Genomic DNA, 23,496 nt, shown 5'->3' with positions numbered 1-23,496 from the left:
CTTCATCTGACCCGCTAAACTCCCGCCGGAGGCTCCGACGCCGCCGCACGCGGCCGGTTTCTGACGGCAAGCGCCGCAAACAGCCTTGACCCAGGGCCGTCGCCCGACGCACAAACAAAGGGCATGGTTCCATTCTGTCCGGCCAAGCCGGTCAGGGGATCAAATGGGAATGTGGTGCGGGCCGATCCATGCAGGAGGCCGAATGCCACAGCCGCCCCCGCGACTGTAAGCGGTGAGTGTGCGTCTATATCCACTGGGAAACCGGGAAGGAGGGCGCAGATCACGATGACCCGCAAGCCAGGAGACCTGCCATGCGTTGTGCAACCGACCGTCGGGGATGACGGGCTACAGGAGACGATATCATGAACGCCACCACCAAGACCATCAGCCGCGCTGACGTCACACTCTTGCCGATCGCGTTTGCGGTGCTGGGCGGGCTGACGCTGCTTTTCGCGTCTGGCTATGCCCAGGCCAGCGTGCTGCATGACGCGGCCCACGACCAGCGTCACGCCATGGCTTTCCCCTGCCACTAAGCGCCCACGCCTGACCACATGTCACAAAGATTGCTGACCAGCGCGGTGTTCGCTGGCGTTGCAGCGGGGCTGATTGCCGCCGCGTTGCAATTCATGTTCGTTATTCCGGCCTTGCTGGAAGGCGAATTGTTCGAAACTGGCGCGCGCATTCACTTCGGAGCGGATGGCTCCCCGGAGAGTGATCGCGGCGCACCCGGCCTTGGCGGCGATTGGGGCCGCCATCTGATGACCGTGGGCTTCAACATCGTGACCTACGTGGGCTTCGGGTTCCTGATGCTCGCCGCGATGGCGTTCGCGGAACTTCGCGGGTTGACGATGATCACGGCCCGGCAGGGGCTGATCTGGGGGCTCTGCGGCTTCGTCGCGATCCAGCTCGCCCCGGCCTTCGGCCTGCCCCCCGAGCTTCCGGGCACGCCTGCGGCCGAGATCGGGCCGCGACAGACCTGGTGGCTGGGCACCCTGATCGCCACGACGCTGGGCCTTTGGGTGATCGCCTTCGGACGTGGTTGGGTCGCGCTGTCGGGGATCGTTCTGATCCTTGCACCGCATCTGATCGGCGCTCCGCATCTTGAGGCCTACTGGGGTGTTGCCCCACCGGAACTGGCGGCGGAATTTGTCAGCCTCAGCCTCGGCACCGCCGCGGCGGGCTGGACCGCGCTGGGGGGCCTTTGCGCGTGGTTCTGGACCCGCGACACGCCCTAGGCCGGGATCCGCCCCACGAGGCAGAACCGAAGACCCCCTGCCGGGCGGGCGTCCATGATCTGCCCATCCGGTGCTTCGGCGTAGAGCTTGGCGAAGGCCTCGATCTCTTCCGGGGTGTCGGGGTCGACGCCGGTGAACAGATAGGCGGCCTTGCCCTCGGCCCGGACCGCAAGGCTCACCGGTTGGTCGCAGACGTTCATGCAGTCGGTGGTCTCGACCGGCACCCGCCCTTCAAGCGCGCGCGCCAGCGCCGCGCCACCGGAACAGCCGGTGCACACGATGAAACGGTCGCCATTTGCTTCGGATTTGGCGGTCATGTCCCTTTCCCTCCGGCCCGATGTGGGCCACACAGATACACCACTGATAAGGACCATAGCGATGCCTGCCAAGATACCCGCCACCGTCGTCACAGGATTTCTGGGCGCCGGGAAGACGACCCTGATCCGCCACATGCTCGAGAACGCCGAGGGCAAGCGGATTGCTTTGATCATCAATGAGTTCGGCGACCTCGGCGTGGACGGGGACATCCTCAAGGGGTGCGGGATCGAAACCTGCACCGAGGAGGATGTCGTCGAGCTGAGCAACGGCTGCATCTGCTGCACCGTCGCCGACGATTTCATTCCGACCATGGAAAGCCTGCTGGGGCGCGACAACCCGCCGGATCATATCGTGATCGAAACCTCCGGCCTTGCGTTGCCACAGCCGCTGGTGCGCGCGTTCAACTGGCCGGGCATTTCGACCCGCGTCACGGTGGACGGCGTGGTGACCGTCGTCGACGGCAAGGCGGTGAGCGCCGGCCAGTTCGCCCACAACGTCGCCGCTGTGGATGCCCAGCGCAAACAGGACGAAAACCTCGATCATGAGACGCCCCTGTCCGAGCTGTTCGAGGACCAGATCGCCTGCGCCGATATGATCGTCGTCAACAAGGCCGACCTTCTGGCCGAGGGCGAAGCGGACCAGTTGCGGGCGCGGTTGAAAGCCGAAGCGCGCGACGGCGTGCAGGTTGTTACGGCCACGATGGGCGCTTTGCCGGTGAGTGTTCTTTTGGGTCAGGGCGTCGGCGCGGAAGCCGATCTTGAGGCCCGGCACGAGGTGCATCATCACCACCATGACCACGACGACGATCACGATCACGATCACGAACATGCCCACGGGCACGACGAGTTCGAGAGTTTTGTGGTTGAGCGGGGCGAGGTCGCCGACGCTTCAGCCTTCGCCGAACAGGTGTCCGAGGTGATCCGCACGCACAATATCCTGCGTCTCAAAGGTTTCGCCTCGGTTGAAGGCAAGCCCATGCGCTTGACGCTGCAGGCGGTGGGGCCTCGGGTCGACACCTATTACGACCGGCCCTTCGGCACCGAGCCGCGCAGCACGCGGCTGGTGGTGATCGGGGAAGCCGGTCTGGACGCGGCCGCCATCGACGCGGCTCTGAAAGCCTGAGAGGGGCCATGACCGCTACAAGAGCCTGCAACGACACCTTCAGGGGCGATCCGTGCCGGCGCGCGGCGCGGGGGCTAGAGGCCTTTCTGGCCTTCGCGCTCTTCGGCCTCGTCGCCTTCGTCCTGACGGTGGCCCTTTTTGTCGATGTTCTCCCACCCGCGCACGGCTTTGCCGCCACGCTCATCGGTGGCGGTGCTGTCAGTGGGGTGCTTGAACTTCTCGGGGGTCTCTGTGTTGTCGGATGTCTTGTGGTCGGGCATGGTCGGTCCTTTCCTTTGACACTCAACGTCCTGCCTGTGCGAAAGGTTCATTGATGCATCTTCTGGCCGCAACACCGGGCGCCATCGACGACGGGAAAGAACCCGTCGATCTGGGGCAAACGCCCGCCGACGTGGTGGTGATCTCTGCCGCCGACACGGAACTGGCCGCGCTGTCCGCCGCGCGGGGCGAGATGGCGGCCCCGCCCACGTTGCGGCTGGCCAGCATGATGCACCTGATGCATCCCTTGTCGGTGGACCTGCACCTTGACCAATGCGCCACGAAATCACGGCTGGTGATCGCGCGTTGTCTGGGGGGCGTCGGCTATTGGAAATACGGCGTCGAACAATACGCCGCGCGGTTGCGTGCGGCGGGCGTGCCGCTGGCGCTTCTGCCCGGGGACGACAAGCCCGACGCGGAGTTGCGCAGCCTCTCTACGGTGTCCGACGACGCCTACGATGCGCTGTGGTCCTATCTGGTGGAAGGCGGGCCGGAGAACGCGGCGAATTTCCTCAGCTACGCCAAGGCGATGCTCGACGGAGGGGAGGCTCCGGCCCCCGCGCGGCCCCTCCTCAAGGCGGGGGTCTATTGGCCGGGCGCGGGCGTGTCGGACCTTGCCACCGCGCAGGCGGCATGGACCGAAGGCGCGCCCGTGGTGCCGGTGGTGTTCTACCGCGCGTTGGTGCAGGGCGCGGGGCTGCAGCCGATCAACCGGCTGGTGAAATCGCTGTTGCGCGCCGGGCTGAACCCGCTTCCGGTCTTCGTGGCCTCGCTGAAGGACCCGTTGTCGCAAGCCACGCTGGAAAGCCTGTTCGGGGCCGCACCGCCCAGCGTGATCCTGAACTGCACGAGCTTCGCCGTCGGCTCCCCCCATGCGGGCGATGGGGGAACGTCGAACCCGCTGGCCGCGCCCTATTCCAACAACGCGCCGGTGTTTCAGGTGGTGCTGGCCGCGTCCTCCGAGGACGCTTGGGCAGAGGGGCTAAGCGGCCTGTCGGCGCGGGACATCGCTATGAACGTGGCCCTGCCCGAAGTGGACGGGCGGGTGCTGTCCCGCGCGATCAGCTTCAAGGGAGAGGCCTACTTCGACGACGCCACGGAATGCCCCATCGCCACCTATCGCGCCGTGGGCGACCGGGTGCAATGGGTGGTGGACCTTGCGAAGAACTGGGCCACCTTGCGCGGCACAGCAGCGGCGGACCGGAAGGTCGCGCTGGTGCTGGCAAATTATCCCAACAAGGACGGGCGCTTGGCCAACGGCGTGGGGCTGGATACGCCCGCGGCGACGGTTCACGTTATGAATCTGTTAAGGGATCAGGGCTATAAGCTGCACAAGGCCCCCGCGGACGCCGGGGCGTTGATGGATGTGATGATGGCGGGGCCGACGAACTGGCTCACCGATCGGGCGCAGCGGTCCGGCGGTGTGCAGATGTCCATGGCCGACTATCAGATCTCCTATGGCCAATTGCCATGGGCCGTGCGCGAACAGATCGAAGCCCGCTGGGGCAAGCCCGAGGCTGACCCCTTCTATTCCGCGGGTGAGGTTGACTGCGGCCATTTCGCGCTGTCGATCCATCAGTTCGGAAACATCGTCGTCGCGCTGCAACCGGCGCGGGGATACAATATCGACCCGGCGGACACCTATCATTCGCCGGACCTCGTGCCGCCGCACAACTATCTCGCGTTCTATTTCTGGCTGCGCCACGTCTGGCGGGCGGACGCGGTGGTGCATATGGGCAAACACGGCAACCTCGAATGGTTGCCCGGTAAGGCCACCGCGCTGAGCGAAACCTGCTGGCCCGAGGTGGTGCTGGGCCCCCTGCCCCACGTCTATCCCTTCATCGTCAATGACCCCGGCGAAGGGACGCAGGCGAAGCGCCGGGCGGCGGCGGTGATTGTGGACCATTTGACGCCGCCCCTGACACGGGCCGAAAGCTACGGACCTTTGCGCGACCTCGAAGCGCTGGTCGATGAATACTATGAAGCCGCCGGCGTCGATCCGCGCCGCATCGAGCTGTTGCGCAAGGAAATCTTGTCGCTCTCGGATGTGACCGGACTGGCGCTGGACGCGGGGTTCGAGGGGGATGAGGACGGCGATCTGGCCAAGCTCGACGCCTACCTGTGCGAATTGAAAGAGGCGCAAATCCGCGACGGGTTGCATGTTTTCGGGCAATCACCCGAAGGGCGGCTGGAACGCGACCTTGTCATCGCACTGGCGCGGATCCCCCGCGGCGATGACGCGGGGGACGCCTCCTTGCTGCGCGCGCTGGCTGACGATCTGGACCTCGGGTTCGACCCGCTGGATTGCGACATGGCGGCAGAAGCATCAGCGAAACCCGACGCGCTGAACGACTTGGCGTCCGATCGCTGGCGCACGCTGGGCGATACGGTGGAACGGCTGGAGGTGCTGTCCCAGGCATTGATCGAGGGCGCCGCCAAAGCACCGGGCGTGACGAGTGCCATCGTCCTTGCCGAGATCCAGACCCGCATCATCCCCACCGTCCGCGCCTGCGGCCCCGGTGAGGGGGACGGGTTGCTCACCGCCCTGCGCGGCGAGTTCGTGTCCCCGGCCCCGTCCGGCGCACCGACCCGGGGGCGGTTGGATGTGTTGCCCACCGGCGGAAATTTCTATTCCGTCGATGCCCGCGCGGTGCCGACGCCGACCGCGTGGAAACTGGGTTGGAAATCCGCGAACCTTTTGATTGAAAAGCACCTTCAGGATCACGGCGACTGGCCCCGTGCGATGCTGGTGACGGCATGGGGCACAGCCAACATGCGCACGGGCGGCGACGACATCGCCCAAGCGATGGCCCTTATGGGCGTGAAGCCGAAGTGGGACGCCGCGAACCGCCGGGTCACGGGGTTTGAGGTTTTGCCCGAGGGCGTGTTGGGGCGGCCGCGCGTCGATGTCACCTTGCGGATCAGCGGGTTCTTCCGCGATGCTTTCCCGCAGCTCATCGCCCTGTTCGACAGTGCCGCCAAGGCCGTGCAGGCGCTGGACGAGAGCGCGGAGCAGAACCCCGCTGCGGCCCGAACCCGTGCCGGAGAAGCGCCCGCGCGGGTCTATGGGTCAAAGCCCGGCGCCTACGGGGCGGGGCTTCAGGCGATGATCGACGAGCGGCTCTGGACCGCGCGCGCGGATCTGGCCGAGGCCTATCTGGAATGGGGCGGCTATGCCTATGGCGCGGCGCAAGAAGGCGTGCGCGACCGCGCGGGGTTCGAGGCGCGGCTGGGTCAGGTCGAAGGGATCGTCCAGAACCAGGACAACCGCGAACACGACCTGCTCGACAGCGACGATTACTACCAGTTCGAGGGGGGCGCGGCTGCGGCCGTGGCGGCGCTGCAGGGGCGCGACCGGCCGATCTATCACAACGATCATTCCCGACCGGAACGCCCTGTCATCCGCACGCTGGAGGATGAGATCGGGCGCGTCGTGCGGTCCCGTGTGGTCAACCCCAAGTGGATCGAGGGGGTCAAACGCCACGGCTACAAGGGCGCCTTCGAAATGGCGGCGACGGTGGATTACCTGTTTGCCTTCGCGGCCACGACGGGCGTGGTGCGCAACCACCATTTCGATCTGGTGGAAGAGGCCTTTCTGGCCGACGACGACACGCGAGATTTCATCGCCGAGCACAATGCGCCGGCGTTGTTGGAAATCGCTCAAAGGTTGCAGGAAGCGGTGGATCGGGGGCTCTGGTCTCCGCGCAGCAACTCCGCACGGTCGCGCCTCGCGGCGCTTCTGGAATGACGGCCCCCGTCGGGACCTACGGGACCAGCGGCCACGGTTGCGCGGCCAAACGGGCGACGAAGCGTCGCCCGGGCGTTACAGGCCCGCGGCGAGCGTGGCGACTCCGATGTAGGAAAACAGCAGGGCGAGCGAGAAGAGGCGCATGGAATACTCCGATACGTTGGGGCGGCGGGTCCCGGTCAGGTTCACGCCGCGTTTGTTGATGTTTGAACGTGTCAATACAACGTCGCCTTGCCTGCGCGGGTTCCCGCTAAATTCCGGCTCTGCTGCTTTTTTCGCTATCTCCCATCTTCGCCGCGCTGCCAAGGTTCGACATTCCCCGAAGCGGCCAAAACTGATAGACGATGCGCGAGCGACACACATCCCCACCGACAAGAGGTTCCCCGATGACCGACGACACCGCTGACACCGACCGCCACGCGATGAAGATGGCCAAGAAAAAGGCCGCACGCGACAAGATCATGGCAACCAAGACCGACAAGAAAGGTCTGATCATCGTGCATACGGGCAAGGGCAAGGGCAAATCCTCGGCCGCGTTCGGGATGATCTTCCGCCACATCGCCCACGGCATGAAATGCGCGGTGGTGCAGTTCATCAAGGGCGGGATGAGTACCGGAGAGCGGGACCTGATCCTGAACAAGTTCGCCGATGACTGCGCCTTCCACACCATGGGCGAGGGCTTCACCTGGGAGACGCAGGACAAGACCCGCGACACCGAGATGGCGATGGCCGCTTGGGAAAAGGCGAAAGAGCTGATCCGCGACGAGAGCAATTCCATGGTGCTGCTGGACGAGATCAACATCGCGATCCGCTATGACTACGTGCCGATTGCCGAGGTGGTCAAATTCCTCAGCGAGGAAAAGCCCCCGATGACCCATGTGGTGCTGACCGGGCGCAACGCCCATGACGACCTGATCGAGATTGCCGACCTCGTGACCGAGATGGAGCTGGTGAAACACCCGTTCCGGTCGGGCATCAAGGCGCAGATCGGGGTGGAGTATTGAGCGCAGCGCCGACACCGGTTTGCGCCTTCGACATCGCGCCAGACGGGACGGCGACGCCCTGCGAGGTGGACGCGAAGCCGCGCGCCGGGTGGCGCTGGCTGCATTTCGACCTGTCCGATCCGCAGATTCCGGACTGGTTGGCGCAGCAATTGCCCGGCCCCGTCGCCACGGCGCTGCAAACGCTGGAAACCCGGCCGCGGTTTGACGCGGTGCACGGCGGCGCGTTGATCAATCTGCGCGGGGTCAACCTGAACGCCGGGGCCGACCCCGAGGATATGGTCGCCCTGCGTATCTGGGCCACCGAAGACTGCGTCATCACCATGCGGCGGCGACGGATCATGGCGCTTGATGCCATCCGCAAGGACGCCGAAGCCGGCCACGCCCCCGCCACCCCCGACGGCTTTCTGGCGGCGGTGGCCGAAGGGCTGACAGAACGGATCGAGACAGTCTCGCTCGACCTTGAGGACCAGGTGGACGACCTTGAGGAAGAGATCGTCGCCGGACGCGAGGATTGCGCCCAAAGGGTGCTCGAGCTGCGCCAGACCATCATCAAGCTGCGGCGGTTCGTGGGCCCCCAGAAGGACGCGCTGTTGAACCTCGGGCGGGGGGTCAGCAGCATGGCCCGCAGCGACGCGGGGCCGCATATCCTTGAGACCGCGAACCGCGCCGCCCGCACCGCCGAAGCGCTGGAAGCCGCGCGCGACCGGATGGCGGCGCTGCAGGATCATCTGGAGTCCCGCGCGTCGGCCACGCTGGCGCGCAATGGCTATGTGCTCAGCATCATCGCCGCGATTTTCCTGCCGCTGGGGTTCCTGACTGGGTTGTTCGGCGTCAACGTGGCGGGGATGCCGGGCACGGGGCACCCGCTGGCCTTCGCGATCCTGAGCGGTGCAAGCCTCGTGATTGGTGTGGCGCTCTATCTGGCCTTTCGCTGGGCCAAATGGCTCTAGGGCGCCGAGCGGATCGGCGCAGCGTTCCGACCCCGTGCAACAGGGGGCTTGAAGGGTCGAAAAGCCCGTGTCAGGGTCTGCGCAAAGGAGTTTCCCCATGCCCGATACCGTCCGCGTTCCCAATGATCTTGACAGCTTCTGGATGCCGTTTACAGCGAGCCGCGCCTTTCAGGAAAACCCCCGCCTGATCAACAAGGCCGACGGCGTCTATTATTCCACCATCGACGGCAAGCAGCTGTTCGACGGCACCGGCGGCCTGTGGTGCTGCAACGCGGGGCACAACCACCCGCGCATCGTCAAGGCGATCCAGGATCAGGCGGCCGAGCTGGATTTCGTCCACAGCTTCGGTCAGGGCCACCCGATCGCATTCGAGGCGGCCGCCCGCGTCGTCGATCTGGCGCCGGGGCTAGATCACGTGTTCTTCACCAACTCCGGCTCCGAGGCGGTGGACACGGCGCTGAAAATTGCGCTCGCCTACCACATGGCGAACGGCGAAGGTGAGCGGCGCATTCTGGTGGGACGCGAGAAGGCCTATCACGGGATCAATTTCGGCGGGCTGAGCGTCGGCGGAATCGGCGCGAACAAGGGCCAGTTCGGCACGCTCTACCCCTCTGCGGCACATATGCGGCACACGGTGCTTGAAGAAAACCGGTTCAGCCGGGGTCAGCCCGACCACGGGGCGGACCTGGCCGACGATCTGCAACGTCTGTGCGACCTGCACGGCGGTCATGCCATCGCGGCGGTGATCGTTGAGCCCGTCTCCGGTGCTGGCGGTGTCTTCCCGCCGCCCAAGGGCTATCTGCAGCGCCTGCGCGAGATTTGCGATGCCCATGGTATTCTGTTGATTTTCGACGAGGTGATCACCGGCTTCGGCCGCATGGGCACCCCCTTCGCCTATGAGGCCTTCGGCGTGCAACCCGATCTTGTGACCTGCGCCAAGGGGATGACAAACGCGACCGTCCCCATGGGCGGCGTGCTCACCACCTCGCGCGTGCGCGAGGTCTTCCGCAAAGCGCCATCCAAGGTGCCGGACCTGTTCCACGGCTACACCTATTCCGGCCACCCGTTGGCGGCCGCGGCCTGTATCGCAACGCTCGATGTTTACCGCGACGACAAGGTGTTCGAGAACGCCCGCGATCTGGCCGAACCCTGGGCCGACATGCTGCACGGATTGGCCGACCTCGACGCGGTGATCGATGTGCGCAGTTGCGGCATCATCGGCGCCGTGCAGCTTGCGCAACAGGGCGCGGTTGGCGATGCCGGACGCGCGGCCCATGCCGCCCTGTGGGACGAGGGTCTGATCGCGCGGCCCGTGGGCGACGCCATGTGCATGTCGCCGCCGCTTGTCCTGACGCAAGAGCACATCGACGAGATCGGCGCGACGCTGCGCCGCGTGCTCGGCAACGGATAACGGCCCTGCGGGGCGAGTTTATCCGGTCAGATGAAGTCAGGACGACGCGAGGCCCGAGAGGGTGAGCGTCGTCGACAGCGCGTCTTCGCTGACCTGCAATTCGATCACCGCCAATGTGCCGCTGTCCTGCGCGCGCGCGAAGGCGGCGGCGAAGTCTTCGGTTTTCGTCACCGTCTCGCCATGGCCGCCATAGGCGCGGGCAAGAGCAGCGAAGTCGGGGTTGGCAAGCATCGTGCCGGAGACGCGGCCGGGGTAGTGTTTTTCCTGATGCATGCGGATCGTGCCGTAGCGGCCGTTGTTGACGACCACCACGATGGGGGTGGCCCCGTGCTGCGCGGCGGTCGACAGCTCGTTACAGGTCATCTGGAAGCAGCCATCGCCCGCAAGGCAGACCACCGTGCGGTCGGAGTGGTGCAAGGACGCCGAGATCGCCGCCGGAATGCCGTAGCCCATGGAGCCGGAGGTCGGCGCGAGCTGGGTGCCGTGTTGCTTGTAGACGAAATAACGGTGCAGGAAGGCGGCGTAGTTGCCCGCCCCGTTGGTCAGGATCGCATCCGCGGGCAGATTTTCGGACAGCCAGGCGATCACCTGCTCCAGCTTCACGTCTCCCGGTGTCTCATACGGGGTTTTCCAGCTGTCGTAATCGGCCCGCGCGGCGCGGGTCCAATCGGACCAGTCAGTGTCACAGGCGGGCAGATCCGCCAGCGCGCGGGTGAAGGCGACGGCGTTGGCCGTGATGGCGATGTCGGGGTGATAAACCCGGCCATGTTCGTTCGGGTCCGCGTGCACATGGGCAATCGCGCAATTCGGGTCTTTCGGGTCAATCAGCGAATAGCCTTGGGTTTCGATGTCCCCCAGACGCGAGCCGATGACCAGCAGCGCGTCTGCGTCGCGCATCCGTTGCGCCAGTTTCGGATTCACGCCGACGTTGAGGTCGCCCGCATAACTGGGGTGGCGGTTGTCGAGGTAATCCTGCCGCCGGAAGCCCAGCGTCACTGGCAGACCCTGCCGTTCGGCGAAGGCGGACAGGTCCTGCGCGGCTTCGGCGGTCCAGTGGGGGCCGCCCACGACCACCAGTGGGCGTTCGAAGTGCGACAGCCAATCCAGCGTGTCCCGCGCGACGCCGTTCAACCTAGGCGCCAGCTCGACGATCGGCCCGCGCCCGTCGGCCACATCAGCCTGCGCGGACAGCATGTCTTCGGGCAGCGCCAGCACCACCGGACCGGGCCGCCCCGAGGTGGCGACGTTGAAGGCGCGGGCGATATATTCGGGCAACCGGTCGGTGTGGTCCACCTCGGTCACCCATTTGGCGATGGCCCCGAACATGGCGCGGTAGTCGACTTCCTGAAATGCCTCGCGGTCGCGGTCCTCGGCGCGGATCTGGCCCACGAACAGCACCATCGGGGTGCTGTCCTGCATAGCGACGTGAACCCCCGCGCTGGCGTTGGTGGCACCGGGGCCGCGGGTGACGAAGGCCACGCCGGGCTGGCCGGTCATCTTGCCGTAAGCTTCGGCCATCATCGCGGCGCCGCCCTCTTGCCGGCAAACGATGTTGTCGATCTTGGCATCGTGCAGCCCGTCCAAGGCGGCCAGAAAGCTCTCACCGGGGACCGAGAAAACGCGGCGCACGCCCAGAAGCTCGAGTTGATCGACAAGGATCTGGCCGCCGTGACGGGATGCAGAAACAGACATGGGACACCTCCGGTTGATTGACGCCACAATGCGCGACTGAGCGCGGCTTGCAAGTGCTGTCGAGGTATCGGCGCCCCATCGCAACGTCGGGCGCTGCAGCCCTTGGCATTGCCGCGCGTTTTCGTCAATTTGGCGCGATGACACAGCAGCCCGCCCATTCCCGCATCCTGACCGACGTGATCGACCCCGCCCGCGCCCGCGCGCTGCAGGCCACTTTGGGCCTGCCGCAAACCCTTGAAGCGGGCAGTGCCTTGCCGCCGTTCTTTCACCAGATCTACTTCTGGGACGCGCAACCGTCCGCGCAGCTTGGCCGCGACGGGCACCCGGCGCCGGGGGATTTCCTGCCCGACATGGGATTGCCGCGGCGGATGTGGGCGGCGGGGCGGCTGTTGTTTCACGCCCCTCTGAAGGCCGGAATCCGCGCCGAGAAACTGTCCTTCGTCGAAGGCGTGACGCGCAAGTCGGGCCGGTCAGGGCCGCTGGCCTTCGTGCGGCTGCGGCACGACATCCGGCAGCGCGGGGCGGTGGTTCTGACCGAGTGGCAGGACCTCGTCTACCGCGAGGATGGCGGCACTGCGGAGCATCCTCCCGCCCGCAGTGACGCGCATCACCGCGAGCCTTTGCACGTCGATACCACCACGCTGTTCCGCTACTCGGCCCTGACCTTTAACGGGCATCGCATCCATTACGACGCGCCCTATGCCACGCAGGTTGAAGGCTACGACGGGCTCGTGGTCCACGGGCCGCTTCTGGCGCAGCATCTGTTGCTGCTGGGCGAGAGGATGCTGCAGCGCCCGTTGACCGAAGCCAGCTACCGCGCGACCGCCCCCCTAACCCTCCCGCAGGAGGCCGAACTGTGCTGGGCTGACGGGGCCGCATGGGTGCGCGGGCCGGACGGCGTGCAATGCATGGAAGCGGTGATGCGCTAGAGCGAGGCTTCGGGGCGAAAGGCGTCGGGAATCGCGTCTTGTCCGTCGAGGATCAGATCGGCCAGCGTTTCGGCGCAGAGCGGGGCCATGCCGAAGCCGATCTTGAAGCCGCCGTTGGCGATGAAATGGCCGGGGCGGAACGGATGCGCCCCCAGCATTGGCGCGCGGGTGCGGGCGCGGGGGCGCACGCCCGCCCAGCGGCGCAGTTCCCGCGCCTCGGCCAACGCAGGCACCCGGGCGCGCGCCTTGGCCAGCAGCGCGTCGCATTGGGCATCGGTGCCGGTCGGGTCGTCGAACTCGCGTTCGGTGGTTGAGCCGATGGCCGTGGTGCCGTCCGCGTGGGGGATCACGTGGAGGCCATCGACAAAGAGTTGCGGCTGGTCGCGGGCGTCAAAGTCCAGAAGCACCGCCTGCCCCTTGATCCCCGCACCGACCATGCGGCTGTGCTGGCGGGTCAGCGCCTCAAGCCCCTGCCAGCCGGTGGCCCAGACCACCGGGCCTCTGTGGGGTGGCTCAGCCGTGGGAACGATCTGCCCCCCGCGCGCCCGGATCGCCGCGGCAAGAGCCGCGCAGGCTTGGGCCGGATGCAGGCGCGCAGACAGCGTGTCACGGATCAGTTTGCCTGCGGGCGTAAGCGGCGCGAAGCCCGTCGTCGCCTCGACCACCTCCCAAACGGCGCGGCCTTGCCACAGGGTCGCGGCACTTTCTGCCCGCGCCATCGCCAAAGCCTCCCCCCCTTCGATGAGGGGTTGCAACCGTCCGGTGCGCCCGTAGCCGGACGACAGGCCCGAGGCAGCTTCCACCGCCTGCCACCACCCCCCGGCCAGCAGCAGGCTTTCAAGCTGAAAGGCCTTTTTCGGGTTCCACTGTTCCGGCACATGGGGGGCCAGCGCGCCGACGATCCCGCCTGAGGCCCCGGCCCCGACGCCACCGGGATCGACCACGCGCACCTTCGCCCCGCGCCGGGCGCACTCCCAGGCGATCGAGAGGCCGAAAACCCCCGCGCCGCGCACCTCAAGATCCACCGTTGCCATTGCCGCCCCGTGTCGTATTCGTGTCCCGACCAGTTAAGGCAGAATGCAATGACAGACCAGTGCGAGAAGGTGGAATGGCGCGACAGCGGGGTTCCGGTGTCGACGCGTTTCGACGATCCGTATTATTCGCTCGATGATGGCGTGGCCGAAACGCAGCACGTGTTTTTGCAGGGCAACGCCCTGCCCGCGCGGTTCCGCGATGGCTTTCACGTGGCCGAATTGGGCTTTGGCACCGGGTTGAACTTCCTCGTGACGCTCGCCGCATGGCGGGCGGCGGGCATCGCGGGCCGGTTGCGGTTCACCAGTTTCGAAGCCTATCCCATGCCACTTGCGGATCGTGCCCGCGCCTTGGCGGTGTTTGACGGGTTGCCCGACGACCTGCGCGACATGGCGCTGGATGGTCCCGCTCCGCAGCTCAACGGCGAGGATTTCGAGTTGCGCGTGATACCGGGCGATGCGCGCGACACGCTGCCCCGGTGGGGCGGGCACGCCGACGCGTGGTATCTGGACGGCTTTTCACCGGCCAAGAACCCCGAACTCTGGCAAGCCGATCTGCTCGCCCAGGTGGGTGCGCATACGGTGCCGGGCGGCACCTGTGCGACCTATACCGCCGCCGGGTTCGTGCGGCGCGGGTTGGAGGACGCAGGCTTCACCATCGAACGCACGCCCGGCTTCGGGCGCAAACGGCACATGACGCGGGGGGTGCGGGCATGACCCAGAACACGCGGCTCGGCATCTTGCTGATGATCGCCGCCACATTCGTTTTCGCCGTGCAGGACGGGATCAGCCGTCATCTGGCGGGGGAATACAACGTGCTGATGGTGGTGATGATCCGCTACTGGTTTTTTGCCGCCTTCGTGATCGCGCTGGCAAAACGGCAAGTCGGATCGGTCCGCGCGGCCGCGGCCACCCGTCAGCCGCTGGTGCAGATCTTCCGGGGCGTGCTGCTGGCGGCGGAGATCTGCGTCATGATCTGGGCCTTCGTTCTTTTGGGTCTGGTCGAGGCCCATGCGGTCTTCACCAGCTATCCGTTGCTGGTCGCGGCGCTGTCGGGTCCGGTGCTGGGCGAGGCCGTTGGCTGGCGGCGTTGGACGGCCATCGCGGTGGGCTTCGTCGGCGTGCTGATCATCCTGCAACCGGGCTACGCGGTCTTCAGCCCCGCCGCCATCGTGCCTTTGGTCGCAGCACTCATGTTCGCGCTTTATGGCCTGCTCACGCGGTATGTGGCGCGGCAGGATCGCACGGCGACCTCCTTCTTCTGGACCGGCGTCTCGGGTGCGGTGGTCATGACGCCGCTGGGCCTGTGGCTCTGGGAACCGATGAGCGCCGGAAACTGGGTGTGGATGGCCGTGCTCTGCCTGACCGGGGTCACGGGGCATTGGCTGCTCATCAAGACCTATGAGGTGGCCGAGGCCAGCGCGGTGCAGCCCTTTGCCTATCTGCAACTGGTCTTCGCCAGCACGATCGGTCTGTTGGTGTTTCACGAAACGCTGGCCCCGAACGTGGTGCTGGGGGCGGGGGTCGTCGTTGCGGCGGGGCTGTTCACGCTCTGGCGCGCCCGCAAAGTGTCGTAAGGCTGCCCGCGACCGCCGCCTAGCGATCCCCGGCGCGGGCCACGGGCCGCACGGGCGCCGGGGCCGCGGGCGAAGCAGGGGTGGCCGGGGTCGCCTCGTCGGCGGGAGGCGCCTCGGGTTCCAGCGCCGCTGCGTCTTCCACCGGCGCGCGCGCCAAATCGTCGGGCCGCACGCGGGGGCGGATCATGGGCTGCTGGCCGATGAGAAGGTCGGTGAACCGGACGGGGCCGATCTCTCCGGTCAGGCGGGCGCGATAGACCGGGATGCCTTCGGTGACGCGCATGACGTAGTTGCGGGTTTCGCGGAACGGAATGTGTTCGATCCAGTCGATGATATCGACCGCATCGGGATTGCCGAAGCCCCGCCGGGGGTCGCCCCGATCCGCCATCCAGCGGCGCGGACGGCTGGGCCCTGCGTTGTAGCCAGCGGCAATCATCACCGGCGAATTGCCGAACTGGCCCTGCAAGTAGGACAGATATTCGGACCCGAGCGCCACGTTATAGGCCCAGTCCGTCGTCAGGCGGCCCTGGCTGAACGGCATATCAAGATTGCCCGCAACTTCGCGCGCCGTGTCCGGCATCAACTGCATCAGCCCCAGCGCCCCGACCCCGCTGCCCGCATCCTCGCGGAACTCGGATTCCTGCCGGGCGATGGCCAGTGCAAGGGCAGGGTCAACCGGTAAGTCCATGCCCGCCAGCGGATGCACCGGGAAATAGGCGTCCTGCACGAGCACATCGTTGCGCACGGCGGATTTCGCGACCAGCACCGTGAAAAAGGGCTCGTCGCGGTCCATAAGCAGCTGGCCAAGGTGACCGATCTCGACCCGATCCAGCGTCTTGGCTGCTTCGACGAAGAACAGGACCGCCAACCCGCGTTCGTTCGCATCCAGAAGCGCCAGCCCGGCTTGCACCAGATCCTCTTCCAGCATGGGCGAGCTTTGCCAGTTGCTGTAATCCTCACCGCCTACAATCTCGGGGTTCAACGTCAGGCCGAGCTTTTCCGCCGAAAGCAGACCGTAAAACGACGTCTGGTGCATCGCGCCCTGATGGAAGGCGGCAACGGCGGCATTTGCGTCGCCAAGCCCTTCATGGGCGCGGCCGATCCAGTAACCCGCACGCCCCTTAGAGATGGGCGAGGTGATCGAGGCGTCGAAGTTCCGGAAGTGCTCCAACGCGCGCTCGTAGTCCTTGAAGTAGGTCAGGGCGAGATAGCCCGACAGCCACTCCAGATCGCTGTAATTGGTCTCATCCGGTGCGATGTGATGCTCCGAGGCGATGCGATAGGCGCGCTCGATCTCGCCTTCGCGCATTTGCCACCGGGCCAGCGTGCGGCGCCATGATCCCCAACGCCACGGAATGCCAAGGGCCTCGGCGTCGGTGGACGCCTTGAGCAGAATGCTCATGGCCTCGGTCCAGTCGCCGCGATCCGCGAACCAGTTGAACCGGTCATAGACCAGACCCGGCGCGGACATCAGCCGCTCGGGCACCAGTTCGATCCGTTCGGTCACATCACCGGCGCGTTTGAGGATCGCCATGCGCGCGCGCATCAGCGCTTGATCGCCTTCGTTGAGCAGCGGCAGGACGTTCTCGGCATCCGAGGTGCGCCAGCGCCACAGCAGCATGTCGGCGCGGGTGGCGTGATGCGGCGCTACGACGTCGGGGAAGGCATCCATGATCGCGCGGAAACTGCTGTCGGACAGGGCGTCATTGGTCCAGACATCCACCAGCATCGCTTCGGCCTCGTCCCGGCGGCCCGCGTCGTTCAGCGCGCGCGCATAGGACACCGCGCCCTGCCCGGTTTGCACCTCGGCCTCTGCGAAGAAGGACAGCACCTCGGTCCCCGAAAGGGTGTCGTCCATCGCCCGCTCGGCCGCCGCGCGTATCCGGTCGTTGCCTGGCCAATGGGCGCGGCGGTCAAGGAAGGCGCGGTAGGTCTCGAAGGTCGCCTTGGTGTCGGGGTCGCGCAGATGCAGCCAGGTGAGCAGATCGCGGTGAACCTCTGGCGCGTCGGCCAGATCGGCGAAGACTTCGGTCGTAGCGTCCCCTTCAAGCGAGGTGACGGCCGCGACAAAGGCGTCGGTATCCAACACGCCCCCCTCTTGCGCGGCCACCGGGGCCGCCCAGAACATCGTCGCTGCCATGATCCCCCTGAGGTTCAAACCGCCCCTCCCCTCTTTGGCCCACAGGCATCTGCGGGCTGCTGCGTTGTAAACACTCAACATAGGTAGAACATCGATTGGAGGGCGCAACTCACAAACTTGGCAAAGGCGGAAAACCCCACTAAGGACCGCGTATCACCGGGCCGCGACGGCCCCCAACCAAAGGATGCGTATCATGTTCAAAGGGTCTCTCCCTGCTCTTGTCACGCCGTTTGCGGACGGCAAGCTGGATCTTGATACGCTGAAAAAACTTGTCGATTGGCATGTGGAACAGGGCAGCAACGGTTTCGTGCCGGTGGGCACCACGGGCGAAAGCCCCACCCTGACGCATGAGGAGCACGATCAGGTTGTCGAAACCGTCGTCGCAGCGGCGAACGGGCGGGTGCCGGTGATCGCGGGCGCCGGGTCGAACAACACGACCGAGACGGTGCGGCTGGTCAAGGCGGCGAAAGCAGCGGGCGCGGATGCGGCGCTTGTTGTCACGCCCTATTACAACAAGCCCACCCAGCGCGGATTGATTGCCCATTTCACCGCGGCTGCGGACTGCGGCCTGCCGATCATCATCTACAACATCCCCGGCCGCTGCATGGTCGACATGTCGCCTGAAACCATGGGTGAGCTGGCCCAGCATGAGTTCATCGTGGGCGTGAAGGATGCCACCGGCGATCTGGCGCGGGTGCCGAATCAGCGGATCACCTGCGGCACGGATTTTGTGCAACTGTCCGGCGAAGACCCCACGGCCATCGGCTTCAACGCACAGGGCGGCGTGGGCTGCATTTCGGTCACGGCCAATATCGCGCCGGCGCTTTGCGCGCAGATGCAAAAGGCCACCGCCGAGGGCGACTTTGACACCGCGTTGTCGCTCAATGATCGTCTGATGCCCCTGCACAAGGCGATCTTCCATGAGCCCGGCGTCGTGGGCGCGAAATACGGCATGTCGCTTCTGGGCCTGTGCTCGGACGAGGTGCGCTCACCCCTCACCGAGCTTGAGGACAGCACCAAGCAGATGATCCGCGATGCCATGGTGCATGCGGGCCTGTTGAACTAGGCCTCCACAGCGCAGAATTATCAAGCGGGCGGGATCATCCCGCCCGTTATCGTTTCAGCGCCCCCTCACGGCTTCGCGGCCAGACTTTCGAACCGGTCGTTCAACCGCCACAACCCCCAGGCCAGCGGGATCGCCGCCAGCCCGCCGATGACATAGGCCAGGGGCTCGTCGTAGAAGGTCTCGAACACCTGCGTGTAGCCGTGGATCGCGGCAAAGGTCATCGCCGCATTGAAGACCCCCCGCCGGTGGGTGTTCGCCGCCCAGACCGCCGCTGCGATCAGAAGAACCGCCCAGACGATCGAATAGACATGTTCGGAAATCACCAGCGTCCGCGCCTCGAAGGCTCTGACGGCCTCGGTGTAAGCCTCATAATCCCCCTCATACCTGTAATGCCCCGGCCCCCAAAGGTGGCTGCCGACGACGTCGCCCCACAGGCTGCCCACCAGAAAGCACAGGTTGGCAACGACAAAGGCCATGATCCCGAACAGGTGCGTGTGGCGGCGGTAGCGGTCGGCCAGATGGCCCGCCACGGCCACGCACACCGCCATCGCCAGCGCCATCTGCACGATCGTGAGCGTACTTTCAGGGCTGTAGAAGGCATACATTGCGAAAGCATAGAAGGTGCCGGTGTCGAGGATCTGCGCGAAGGGCACAATGGCGAGCGCGGTGACCAGCCGCACGTCGATCACAACGCCTGCCGCGAACAGCACCACCGCGGCCCACAGGTGCACCAGCGCGGCGGGCAACCCGTCAATTTCTGCGGCGGCGGCCCATGTGTAAAGCCCCAGAAGGTGCATCCCCACGGCGAGGATCAGAAGGCTGCCGCTCAGGAAACCCGTGCGCGCGGTGGCTTTGCGGTGCAGCGCAGCGACGAGACCGGTGACACCCAGCCCCAACAGGGCAAGGGCCAGACCGCCTGCATCCTCTCCGAAAGTGTCAATGATCTCGATCGAGCTGCCCCCGGCGAGCATGCCCGCCCCGATCAGTGCGGCCGCCAGACCGAACATGCGATACAGCGCGTCCGCGCGGGTCAGGATCGCCGCGCCAAGCGCAAGAAAGACCGCCCCCACAAGGGCCACCGAGAACGCATCGGCCAGCAGGGCGATGAAGCCCGCGGCGGCGGCGATGATGCCAATGCTCAGCACGGTGTTGATGGCGAGCGAGACCATGACGCGGCGCGACCGGCTGGCGATGATCGCCCCCTGATCCGCGGTCAGGATACCCTCGGAGACGAGCTGATCGGTCTGGACGACATGGGCCATGGGCACCTCTTTCGCAATGCAACGCGGCTTCACGTCTAACCCGATGCCAGCGCGCCGACCAGCCTGCCGCACCCCCGCCAGCCGCGCCGTCTGCGCCCCCGCCTGTGCGAATCCCGCAGCCGATGGCTTGTCGCCTGCCCTGCCTTCGCCTATCTGCTAGGCCTATGGCCAAGAAAAAAGACGACAACCCGAACTACAAGGTGATCGCCGAGAACCGGCGCGCGCGCTATGACTACGCCATCGAGGATGACGTGGAATGCGGCATCGTGCTCACCGGGTCCGAGGTGAAATCCCTGCGCACGGGGCAATCCAACATCGCTGACAGCTATGCGGCCGTTGAGGATGGGGAGCTGTGGTTGGTGAACGCCTATATCGCGCCCTACAAACAGGCGATGTTCCCCCATGAGGAACGCGCCCGGCGCAAGCTGTTGGTCACCAAGCGCGAGTTGGCGCGGATGTGGAATGCGACCCAGCGGCAGGGCATGACGCTTGTGCCGCTGGTCTTGTATTTCAACCACAAGGGCCGCGTGAAGATCAAGATTGCCATCGCCAAGGGCAAGCAGAAGCAGGACAAGCGCGCCTCAGAGGCCAAGCGCGACTGGGGACGCCAGAAGGCCCGCCTGCTGCGCCACGGCGAATAGGCTTTACGCTGTCTTTCACATAGGCTGACGCGCGCGGCGCTTGCACAGGACAGGGCACGGGGGTAGGGACAATGCGATCCTGAAACAACCTGCATGTCTGGGGGCCTCATGTCGCAAGATGATCCGAAAACGCTGGTGTCGACCGCATGGTTGGCCGACCACATCAAGGATCCGGACCTGCGCATCCTTGATGCCACATGGTTCATGCCCGATGCCGGTCGCGATGCCCGCGCAGAATACGACGCCGCGCACATCCCCGGCGCGCGGTTCTTCGACATTGACGAGGTGAGCGATCACCGCTCCGAATTGCCGCACATGGCCCCCTCGGTCGAGAAATTCCTCAGCCGGATGCGCAAGATGGGCGTGGGCGACGGGCATCAGGTCGTCGTCTATGACAGCCTTGGCCTGTTCAGCGCCGCCCGCGTCTGGTGGCTGTTCCGGCTGATGGGCAAGATGGATATCGCCGTGCTCGATGGTGGCTTTCCGAAATGGCAGGCCGAAGGACGCCCGGTTGAGGATCTGCCCCCCGTGGTGCGCGACCGCCACATGACGGTGCGGCGGCAGAACCAGTTGGTAAAGGACGTCACACAGGTCGCCGCGGCCTCGAAGCTGGGCGATTACGTGATCATCGACGCCCGCGCGCCCGAACGGTTCCGCGGTGAGGTCGATGAACCCCGCCCCGGCCTGCGCTCCGGCCATATTCCCAACAGCCGCAACGTGTTCTTCAAGGACCTGCTGAACCCCGACGGCACGATGAAAGACCCGGACACCCTGCGCGCGGTGTTCGAGGCGGCGGGCGTCGATCTGTCGAAGCCGGCGATCCTGTCCTGCGGGTCGGGGGTCACAGCCTCGGTTCTGGCGCTGGCCCTTGAGCGCATGGGCAAGTCCGATCACGCCGTTTATGACGGAAGCTGGTCCGAATGGGGCACCTTCCATGACCTTCCCATCGCCACAGGAGACGCCTGATGCTGGAACATCTGTCCGAACAGCCCAAAGATAAAATTTTGTCCCTTTCCGAGGCTTACCGCGAAGATCCGCGCACGACCAAGGTCGATCTGGGCGTCGGCGTCTACAAGGACGCAAGCGGCCACACGCCGGTGATGCGCGCGGTGAAAGCCGCCGAACAGCGGCTGGTCGAACAGCAGGACACCAAGGCCTACACCGGGCTGGCGGGGGATCCGCAGTTTTCCAACGTGATGATCAAGCTGGTGCTGGGCGATGCGGTGCCCCGCGACCGCGTGGCCGCTGTGGCCACGCCGGGCGGCACCGGCGCGATCCGGCAGGGGCTGGAGCTGATCAAGCTCGCCGCGCCCGACGCGACGATCTGGTATTCCGACCCGACGTGGCCAAACCACCCGTCGATCATCAACTACCTCGGGATGAAGTCGAAGACCTACCGCTATTTCGACGCCAATACCGGCAACGTCAATTATGTGGGCATGCTCACCGATCTGGGCGCCGTGATGCCCGGCGATGTCGTGTTGCTGCACGGCTGCTGCCACAACCCCACCGGCGCGAACCTGACGATGCCGCAGTGGAAAGGCGTGATCGAGCTGCTGCAGCAGAAAAGCGCGGTGCCTTTCATCGACATCGCCTATCAGGGCTTCGGCGACGGGCTCGAGAAGGATGGCGCGGGGACTCAGGCGGTCGCAGCCGCGTTCGACAACGTGCTGATCGCGGCCTCGTGCTCGAAGAACTTCGGCATCTACCGTGAGCGGACCGGCATCCTGATGGCCGTGGCCAAGGACAGCGACGAATGCAAGATTGCCCAGCAGAACATGGCGTTCCTGAACCGGCAGAACTTCAGCTTCCCGCCGGACCATGGCGCGCGGGTGGTGACGACGATCCTGACCGATCCCGAATTGCGCGCCGATTGGCAGGCCGAACTGGAAGAGGTGCGCCTTGGCATGCTCGACCTGCGGGCGCAACTCGCCGATGAGCTGCGCAAGCGGTCCAATTCCGACCGGTTCGACTTTCTGGCTGAGCACCGCGGCATGTTCAGCCGCCTTGGCACCACGCCGGACAAGGTGGAAACCCTGCGCCGCGATCACGGGATCTACATGGTGGGCGACAGTCGCATGAACATCGCGGGCCTGAACGCCGACACCGTCCCTGTTCTGGCGCAGGCGATCATCGACGCGGGCATCTAGCCTGCCTGCGGCCGTGGCCCAACCCGCGGCCGCTGAATTGTTCTTTCGAATGCAAAGCAACGCGGCGTTGCTTTGTCGGGGCAAGCGTTGATTATGCACGGGGCCGCGCCATGTCAGTGGCACGACCGCACCCCATGCAAAGGATTGACCCATGCCCAACACCGCCCTCATCACCGGAGCTTCTTCAGGGATCGGCGCCGAACTTGCCCGTTATCATGCATCGAAGTCCGGTGATCTGATCCTTGTCGCCCGCCGGGAAGCGGCGTTGAACGATTTGCTGCGTGAGCTGGAAGAGGCCCACGGCGTCACCGTGCATGTGATCGCTCAGGATCTGGGGGCCGATGGCGGACCCGAGGCGGTGATCGAGGCGGTCGAGGCGTTGGGCGTTCCGGTCGAAATCCTCATCAACAACGCAGGCTTCGGGGGCCATGGCCGCCACATCGACCGCGATCTGGCCGAAGAACAGGCGATGATCGACCTCAACGTCAAGGCGCTGGTCACGTTGACGCACCATTTCTCGGCCAAGATGGCCGCGCGCGGTGCGGGGCGCATCCTGCAAGTCGGCTCCACCGCCGGGTTCATGCCGGGCCCCCTGCAGGCGGTCTATTTCGCCACCAAGGCCTTTGTGAACTCCTACAGTCAGGCCATCGATCAGGAATTGCGCGGCAAGGGGGTGACCTGCACCGTGCTGGCCCCGGGCTATGTCGAGACCGAATTTGCCGACCGCGCCGATCTGACCGGCACCGATCTGACGAAATCCGGCGCCACGGCACAGAGCGTTGCCAAACATGGCTACGACGCGATGATGGCGGGGAAGTTGGTGACGATCAACGACCGCAAGATTGCCGTGGCGCTGCGCTCGCTTACGCTGATGCCACGCCGCGCGGTGTTGAAGCTGGTCGAGAAGATGCAGACAAAGCAGGGCTGACAGGCCGCGCAGAACGGGCAAACGTAGCGAGGGC

At 65.7% G+C, this 23,496-nt stretch carries 22 protein-coding genes and 1 riboswitch; of the genes, 15 read left to right on the top strand and 7 right to left on the bottom strand.

The genetic code is table 11. The features are described 5' to 3' along the window. Positions 1-107 precede the first annotated feature (107 nt). Positions 108-328, top strand: a riboswitch (cobalamin riboswitch). A gap of 34 nt (positions 329-362) precedes the next feature. Together DC363_RS10575 and DC363_RS10570 are read left to right on the top strand one after the other, a co-directional pair. After that, positions 363-533: a CbtB domain-containing protein gene (locus tag DC363_RS10575; RefSeq protein ID WP_108641121.1), complete on the top strand. Its 171-nt coding sequence runs from the start codon at positions 363-365 to the stop codon at positions 531-533. A gap of 18 nt (positions 534-551) precedes the next feature. Continuing rightward, positions 552-1,235: a CbtA family protein gene (locus tag DC363_RS10570; RefSeq protein WP_108641120.1), complete on the top strand. Its 684-nt coding sequence runs from the start codon at positions 552-554 to the stop codon at positions 1,233-1,235. Here DC363_RS10570 and DC363_RS10565 read toward each other — a convergent pair. Continuing rightward, entirely contained in the window at positions 1,232-1,552 is a 321-nt protein-coding gene (locus DC363_RS10565) for a DUF1636 family protein (protein WP_108641119.1), read from the bottom strand. The two genes, DC363_RS10570 and DC363_RS10565, sit on opposite strands and share 4 nt — an antisense overlap. Positions 1,553-1,613: 61 nt before the next feature. Here DC363_RS10565 and cobW point away from each other — a divergent pair, with 61 nt between their 5' ends. Beyond that, positions 1,614-2,675, top strand: a complete 1,062-nt coding sequence (cobW, locus tag DC363_RS10560) for a cobalamin biosynthesis protein CobW (protein ID WP_108641118.1) — start codon at positions 1,614-1,616, stop codon at positions 2,673-2,675. Between the two features lie 74 nt (positions 2,676-2,749). On the opposite strand, the gene DC363_RS10555 is transcribed toward cobW, so the two are convergent. Next, positions 2,750-2,935 carry a hypothetical protein gene (locus tag DC363_RS10555; protein ID WP_108641117.1) on the bottom strand — a complete coding sequence of 62 codons (186 nt, stop codon included), beginning with the start codon at positions 2,933-2,935 and terminating at the stop codon, positions 2,750-2,752. Between the two features lie 53 nt (positions 2,936-2,988). Between DC363_RS10555 and cobN the strand changes: the two genes are divergently transcribed. Continuing rightward, positions 2,989-6,681, top strand: a complete 3,693-nt coding sequence (gene cobN / locus DC363_RS10550) for a cobaltochelatase subunit CobN (RefSeq protein ID WP_108641116.1) — start codon at positions 2,989-2,991, stop codon at positions 6,679-6,681. 75 nt (positions 6,682-6,756) lie between these two features. Here cobN and DC363_RS16850 read toward each other — a convergent pair whose 3' ends face one another. Then, positions 6,757-6,900: a hypothetical protein gene (locus DC363_RS16850; protein WP_158270868.1), complete on the bottom strand. Its 144-nt coding sequence runs from the start codon at positions 6,898-6,900 to the stop codon at positions 6,757-6,759. Positions 6,901-7,067: 167 nt separating this feature from the next. Between DC363_RS16850 and cobO the strand changes: the two genes are divergently transcribed. From cobO to aptA, 3 genes are all read left to right on the top strand, one after another. Continuing rightward, a complete protein-coding gene (gene cobO, locus DC363_RS10545) occupies positions 7,068-7,685 on the top strand; it encodes a cob(I)yrinic acid a,c-diamide adenosyltransferase (RefSeq protein WP_108641115.1) in 618 nt (205 codons plus the stop codon). Beyond that, the gene (locus DC363_RS10540; protein WP_108641114.1) at positions 7,682-8,635 is read left to right on the top strand and encodes a zinc transporter ZntB; all 954 of its coding nucleotides are present in this window, start codon (positions 7,682-7,684) and stop codon (positions 8,633-8,635) included. Before cobO ends, DC363_RS10540 begins: the two co-directional genes overlap by 4 nt. Before the next feature lie 97 nt (positions 8,636-8,732). After that, positions 8,733-10,046, top strand: coding sequence for an omega-aminotransferase AptA (gene aptA, locus DC363_RS10535; RefSeq protein WP_108641113.1), 1,314 nt, complete (start codon positions 8,733-8,735; stop codon positions 10,044-10,046). A 36-nt stretch (positions 10,047-10,082) separates the two neighbouring features. On the opposite strand, the gene DC363_RS10530 is transcribed toward aptA, so the two are convergent. Beyond that, complete coding sequence (locus tag DC363_RS10530) at positions 10,083-11,738, bottom strand: thiamine pyrophosphate-binding protein (protein WP_108641112.1); 1,656 nt, start codon at positions 11,736-11,738, stop codon at positions 10,083-10,085. Between the two features lie 137 nt (positions 11,739-11,875). Between DC363_RS10530 and DC363_RS10525 the strand changes: the two genes are divergently transcribed. Beyond that, a complete protein-coding gene (locus DC363_RS10525; protein WP_108641111.1) occupies positions 11,876-12,667 on the top strand; it encodes an HTD2 family dehydratase in 792 nt (263 codons plus the stop codon). Here the strand turns inward: DC363_RS10525 and DC363_RS10520 are convergent. Beyond that, a complete protein-coding gene (locus DC363_RS10520; protein WP_108641110.1) occupies positions 12,664-13,701 on the bottom strand; it encodes an NAD(P)/FAD-dependent oxidoreductase in 1,038 nt (345 codons plus the stop codon). The two genes, DC363_RS10525 and DC363_RS10520, sit on opposite strands and share 4 nt — an antisense overlap. Positions 13,702-13,749: 48 nt before the next feature. On the opposite strand from DC363_RS10520, the gene mnmC2 reads away from it, so the two are divergent. Beyond that, positions 13,750-14,415 carry a tRNA (5-methylaminomethyl-2-thiouridine)(34)-methyltransferase MnmC2 gene (gene mnmC2, locus DC363_RS10515; protein ID WP_108641109.1) on the top strand — a complete coding sequence of 222 codons (666 nt, stop codon included), beginning with the start codon at positions 13,750-13,752 and terminating at the stop codon, positions 14,413-14,415. Beyond that, positions 14,412-15,275, top strand: coding sequence for a DMT family transporter (locus DC363_RS10510; RefSeq protein ID WP_108641108.1), 864 nt, complete (start codon positions 14,412-14,414; stop codon positions 15,273-15,275). Before mnmC2 ends, DC363_RS10510 begins: the two co-directional genes overlap by 4 nt. Before the next feature lie 19 nt (positions 15,276-15,294). On the opposite strand, the gene DC363_RS10505 is transcribed toward DC363_RS10510, so the two are convergent. Next, positions 15,295-17,415, bottom strand: coding sequence for a lytic transglycosylase domain-containing protein (locus DC363_RS10505; protein ID WP_108641107.1), 2,121 nt, complete (start codon positions 17,413-17,415; stop codon positions 15,295-15,297). A gap of 193 nt (positions 17,416-17,608) precedes the next feature. On the opposite strand from DC363_RS10505, the gene dapA reads away from it, so the two are divergent. After that, entirely contained in the window at positions 17,609-18,481 is an 873-nt protein-coding gene (gene dapA / locus DC363_RS10500) for a 4-hydroxy-tetrahydrodipicolinate synthase (RefSeq protein ID WP_108641106.1), read from the top strand. A gap of 65 nt (positions 18,482-18,546) precedes the next feature. Here dapA and DC363_RS10495 read toward each other — a convergent pair whose 3' ends face one another. Beyond that, positions 18,547-19,743: a hypothetical protein gene (locus DC363_RS10495; RefSeq protein ID WP_108641105.1), complete on the bottom strand. Its 1,197-nt coding sequence runs from the start codon at positions 19,741-19,743 to the stop codon at positions 18,547-18,549. Positions 19,744-19,907: 164 nt separating this feature from the next. On the opposite strand from DC363_RS10495, the gene smpB reads away from it, so the two are divergent. The 4 genes from smpB (at position 19,908) to DC363_RS10475 (ending at position 23,462) form a co-directional block, all read left to right on the top strand. Next, entirely contained in the window at positions 19,908-20,384 is a 477-nt protein-coding gene (smpB, locus tag DC363_RS10490; protein ID WP_108641104.1) for an SsrA-binding protein SmpB, read from the top strand. Between the two features lie 108 nt (positions 20,385-20,492). Continuing rightward, a complete protein-coding gene (gene sseA / locus DC363_RS10485) occupies positions 20,493-21,350 on the top strand; it encodes a 3-mercaptopyruvate sulfurtransferase (protein WP_108641103.1) in 858 nt (285 codons plus the stop codon). Further along, on the top strand, positions 21,350-22,534 hold the full coding sequence (locus DC363_RS10480) for an amino acid aminotransferase (RefSeq protein ID WP_108641102.1): 1,185 nt from the start codon (positions 21,350-21,352) through the stop codon (positions 22,532-22,534). Before sseA ends, DC363_RS10480 begins: the two co-directional genes overlap by 1 nt. A gap of 151 nt (positions 22,535-22,685) precedes the next feature. After that, the gene (locus DC363_RS10475; RefSeq protein ID WP_108641101.1) at positions 22,686-23,462 is read left to right on the top strand and encodes an SDR family NAD(P)-dependent oxidoreductase; all 777 of its coding nucleotides are present in this window, start codon (positions 22,686-22,688) and stop codon (positions 23,460-23,462) included. Positions 23,463-23,496: the final 34 nt, after the last annotated feature.

It is taken from the genome of Thalassorhabdomicrobium marinisediminis, from assembly GCF_003072065.1.
Taxonomy (GTDB): Bacteria; Pseudomonadota; Alphaproteobacteria; order Rhodobacterales; family Rhodobacteraceae; genus Octadecabacter; species Octadecabacter marinisediminis.
This window is presented reverse-complemented; position numbering and strand designations above follow the sequence as displayed.

What these genes read in the sequence shown, in the direction of transcription:
- cobW (WP_108641118.1), top strand. Translation starts at nt 1,614, where the DNA reads ATGCCTGCCAAGATACCCGCCACCGTCGTCACAGGATTTCTGGGCGCC.
- DC363_RS10505 (WP_108641107.1), bottom strand. Translation starts at nt 17,415, where the DNA reads ATGGCAGCGACGATGTTCTGGGCGGCCCCGGTGGCCGCGCAAGAGGGG.
- smpB (WP_108641104.1), top strand. Translation starts at nt 19,908, where the DNA reads ATGGCCAAGAAAAAAGACGACAACCCGAACTACAAGGTGATCGCCGAG.
- DC363_RS10555 (WP_108641117.1), bottom strand. Translation starts at nt 2,935, where the DNA reads ATGCCCGACCACAAGACATCCGACAACACAGAGACCCCCGAGAAGTTC.
- DC363_RS10570 (WP_108641120.1), top strand. Translation starts at nt 552, where the DNA reads ATGTCACAAAGATTGCTGACCAGCGCGGTGTTCGCTGGCGTTGCAGCG.
- mnmC2 (WP_108641109.1), top strand. Translation starts at nt 13,750, where the DNA reads ATGACAGACCAGTGCGAGAAGGTGGAATGGCGCGACAGCGGGGTTCCG.
- cobN (WP_108641116.1), top strand. Translation starts at nt 2,989, where the DNA reads ATGCATCTTCTGGCCGCAACACCGGGCGCCATCGACGACGGGAAAGAA.
- DC363_RS10530 (WP_108641112.1), bottom strand. Translation starts at nt 11,738, where the DNA reads ATGTCTGTTTCTGCATCCCGTCACGGCGGCCAGATCCTTGTCGATCAA.
- DC363_RS10480 (WP_108641102.1), top strand. Translation starts at nt 21,350, where the DNA reads ATGCTGGAACATCTGTCCGAACAGCCCAAAGATAAAATTTTGTCCCTT.
- DC363_RS10475 (WP_108641101.1), top strand. Translation starts at nt 22,686, where the DNA reads ATGCCCAACACCGCCCTCATCACCGGAGCTTCTTCAGGGATCGGCGCC.
- DC363_RS10565 (WP_108641119.1), bottom strand. Translation starts at nt 1,552, where the DNA reads ATGACCGCCAAATCCGAAGCAAATGGCGACCGTTTCATCGTGTGCACC.
- DC363_RS10495 (WP_108641105.1), bottom strand. Translation starts at nt 19,743, where the DNA reads ATGGCCCATGTCGTCCAGACCGATCAGCTCGTCTCCGAGGGTATCCTG.
- cobO (WP_108641115.1), top strand. Translation starts at nt 7,068, where the DNA reads ATGACCGACGACACCGCTGACACCGACCGCCACGCGATGAAGATGGCC.
- DC363_RS10520 (WP_108641110.1), bottom strand. Translation starts at nt 13,701, where the DNA reads ATGGCAACGGTGGATCTTGAGGTGCGCGGCGCGGGGGTTTTCGGCCTC.
- DC363_RS10575 (WP_108641121.1), top strand. Translation starts at nt 363, where the DNA reads ATGAACGCCACCACCAAGACCATCAGCCGCGCTGACGTCACACTCTTG.
- aptA (WP_108641113.1), top strand. Translation starts at nt 8,733, where the DNA reads ATGCCCGATACCGTCCGCGTTCCCAATGATCTTGACAGCTTCTGGATG.
- dapA (WP_108641106.1), top strand. Translation starts at nt 17,609, where the DNA reads ATGTTCAAAGGGTCTCTCCCTGCTCTTGTCACGCCGTTTGCGGACGGC.
- DC363_RS10525 (WP_108641111.1), top strand. Translation starts at nt 11,876, where the DNA reads ATGACACAGCAGCCCGCCCATTCCCGCATCCTGACCGACGTGATCGAC.
- DC363_RS10510 (WP_108641108.1), top strand. Translation starts at nt 14,412, where the DNA reads ATGACCCAGAACACGCGGCTCGGCATCTTGCTGATGATCGCCGCCACA.
- sseA (WP_108641103.1), top strand. Translation starts at nt 20,493, where the DNA reads ATGTCGCAAGATGATCCGAAAACGCTGGTGTCGACCGCATGGTTGGCC.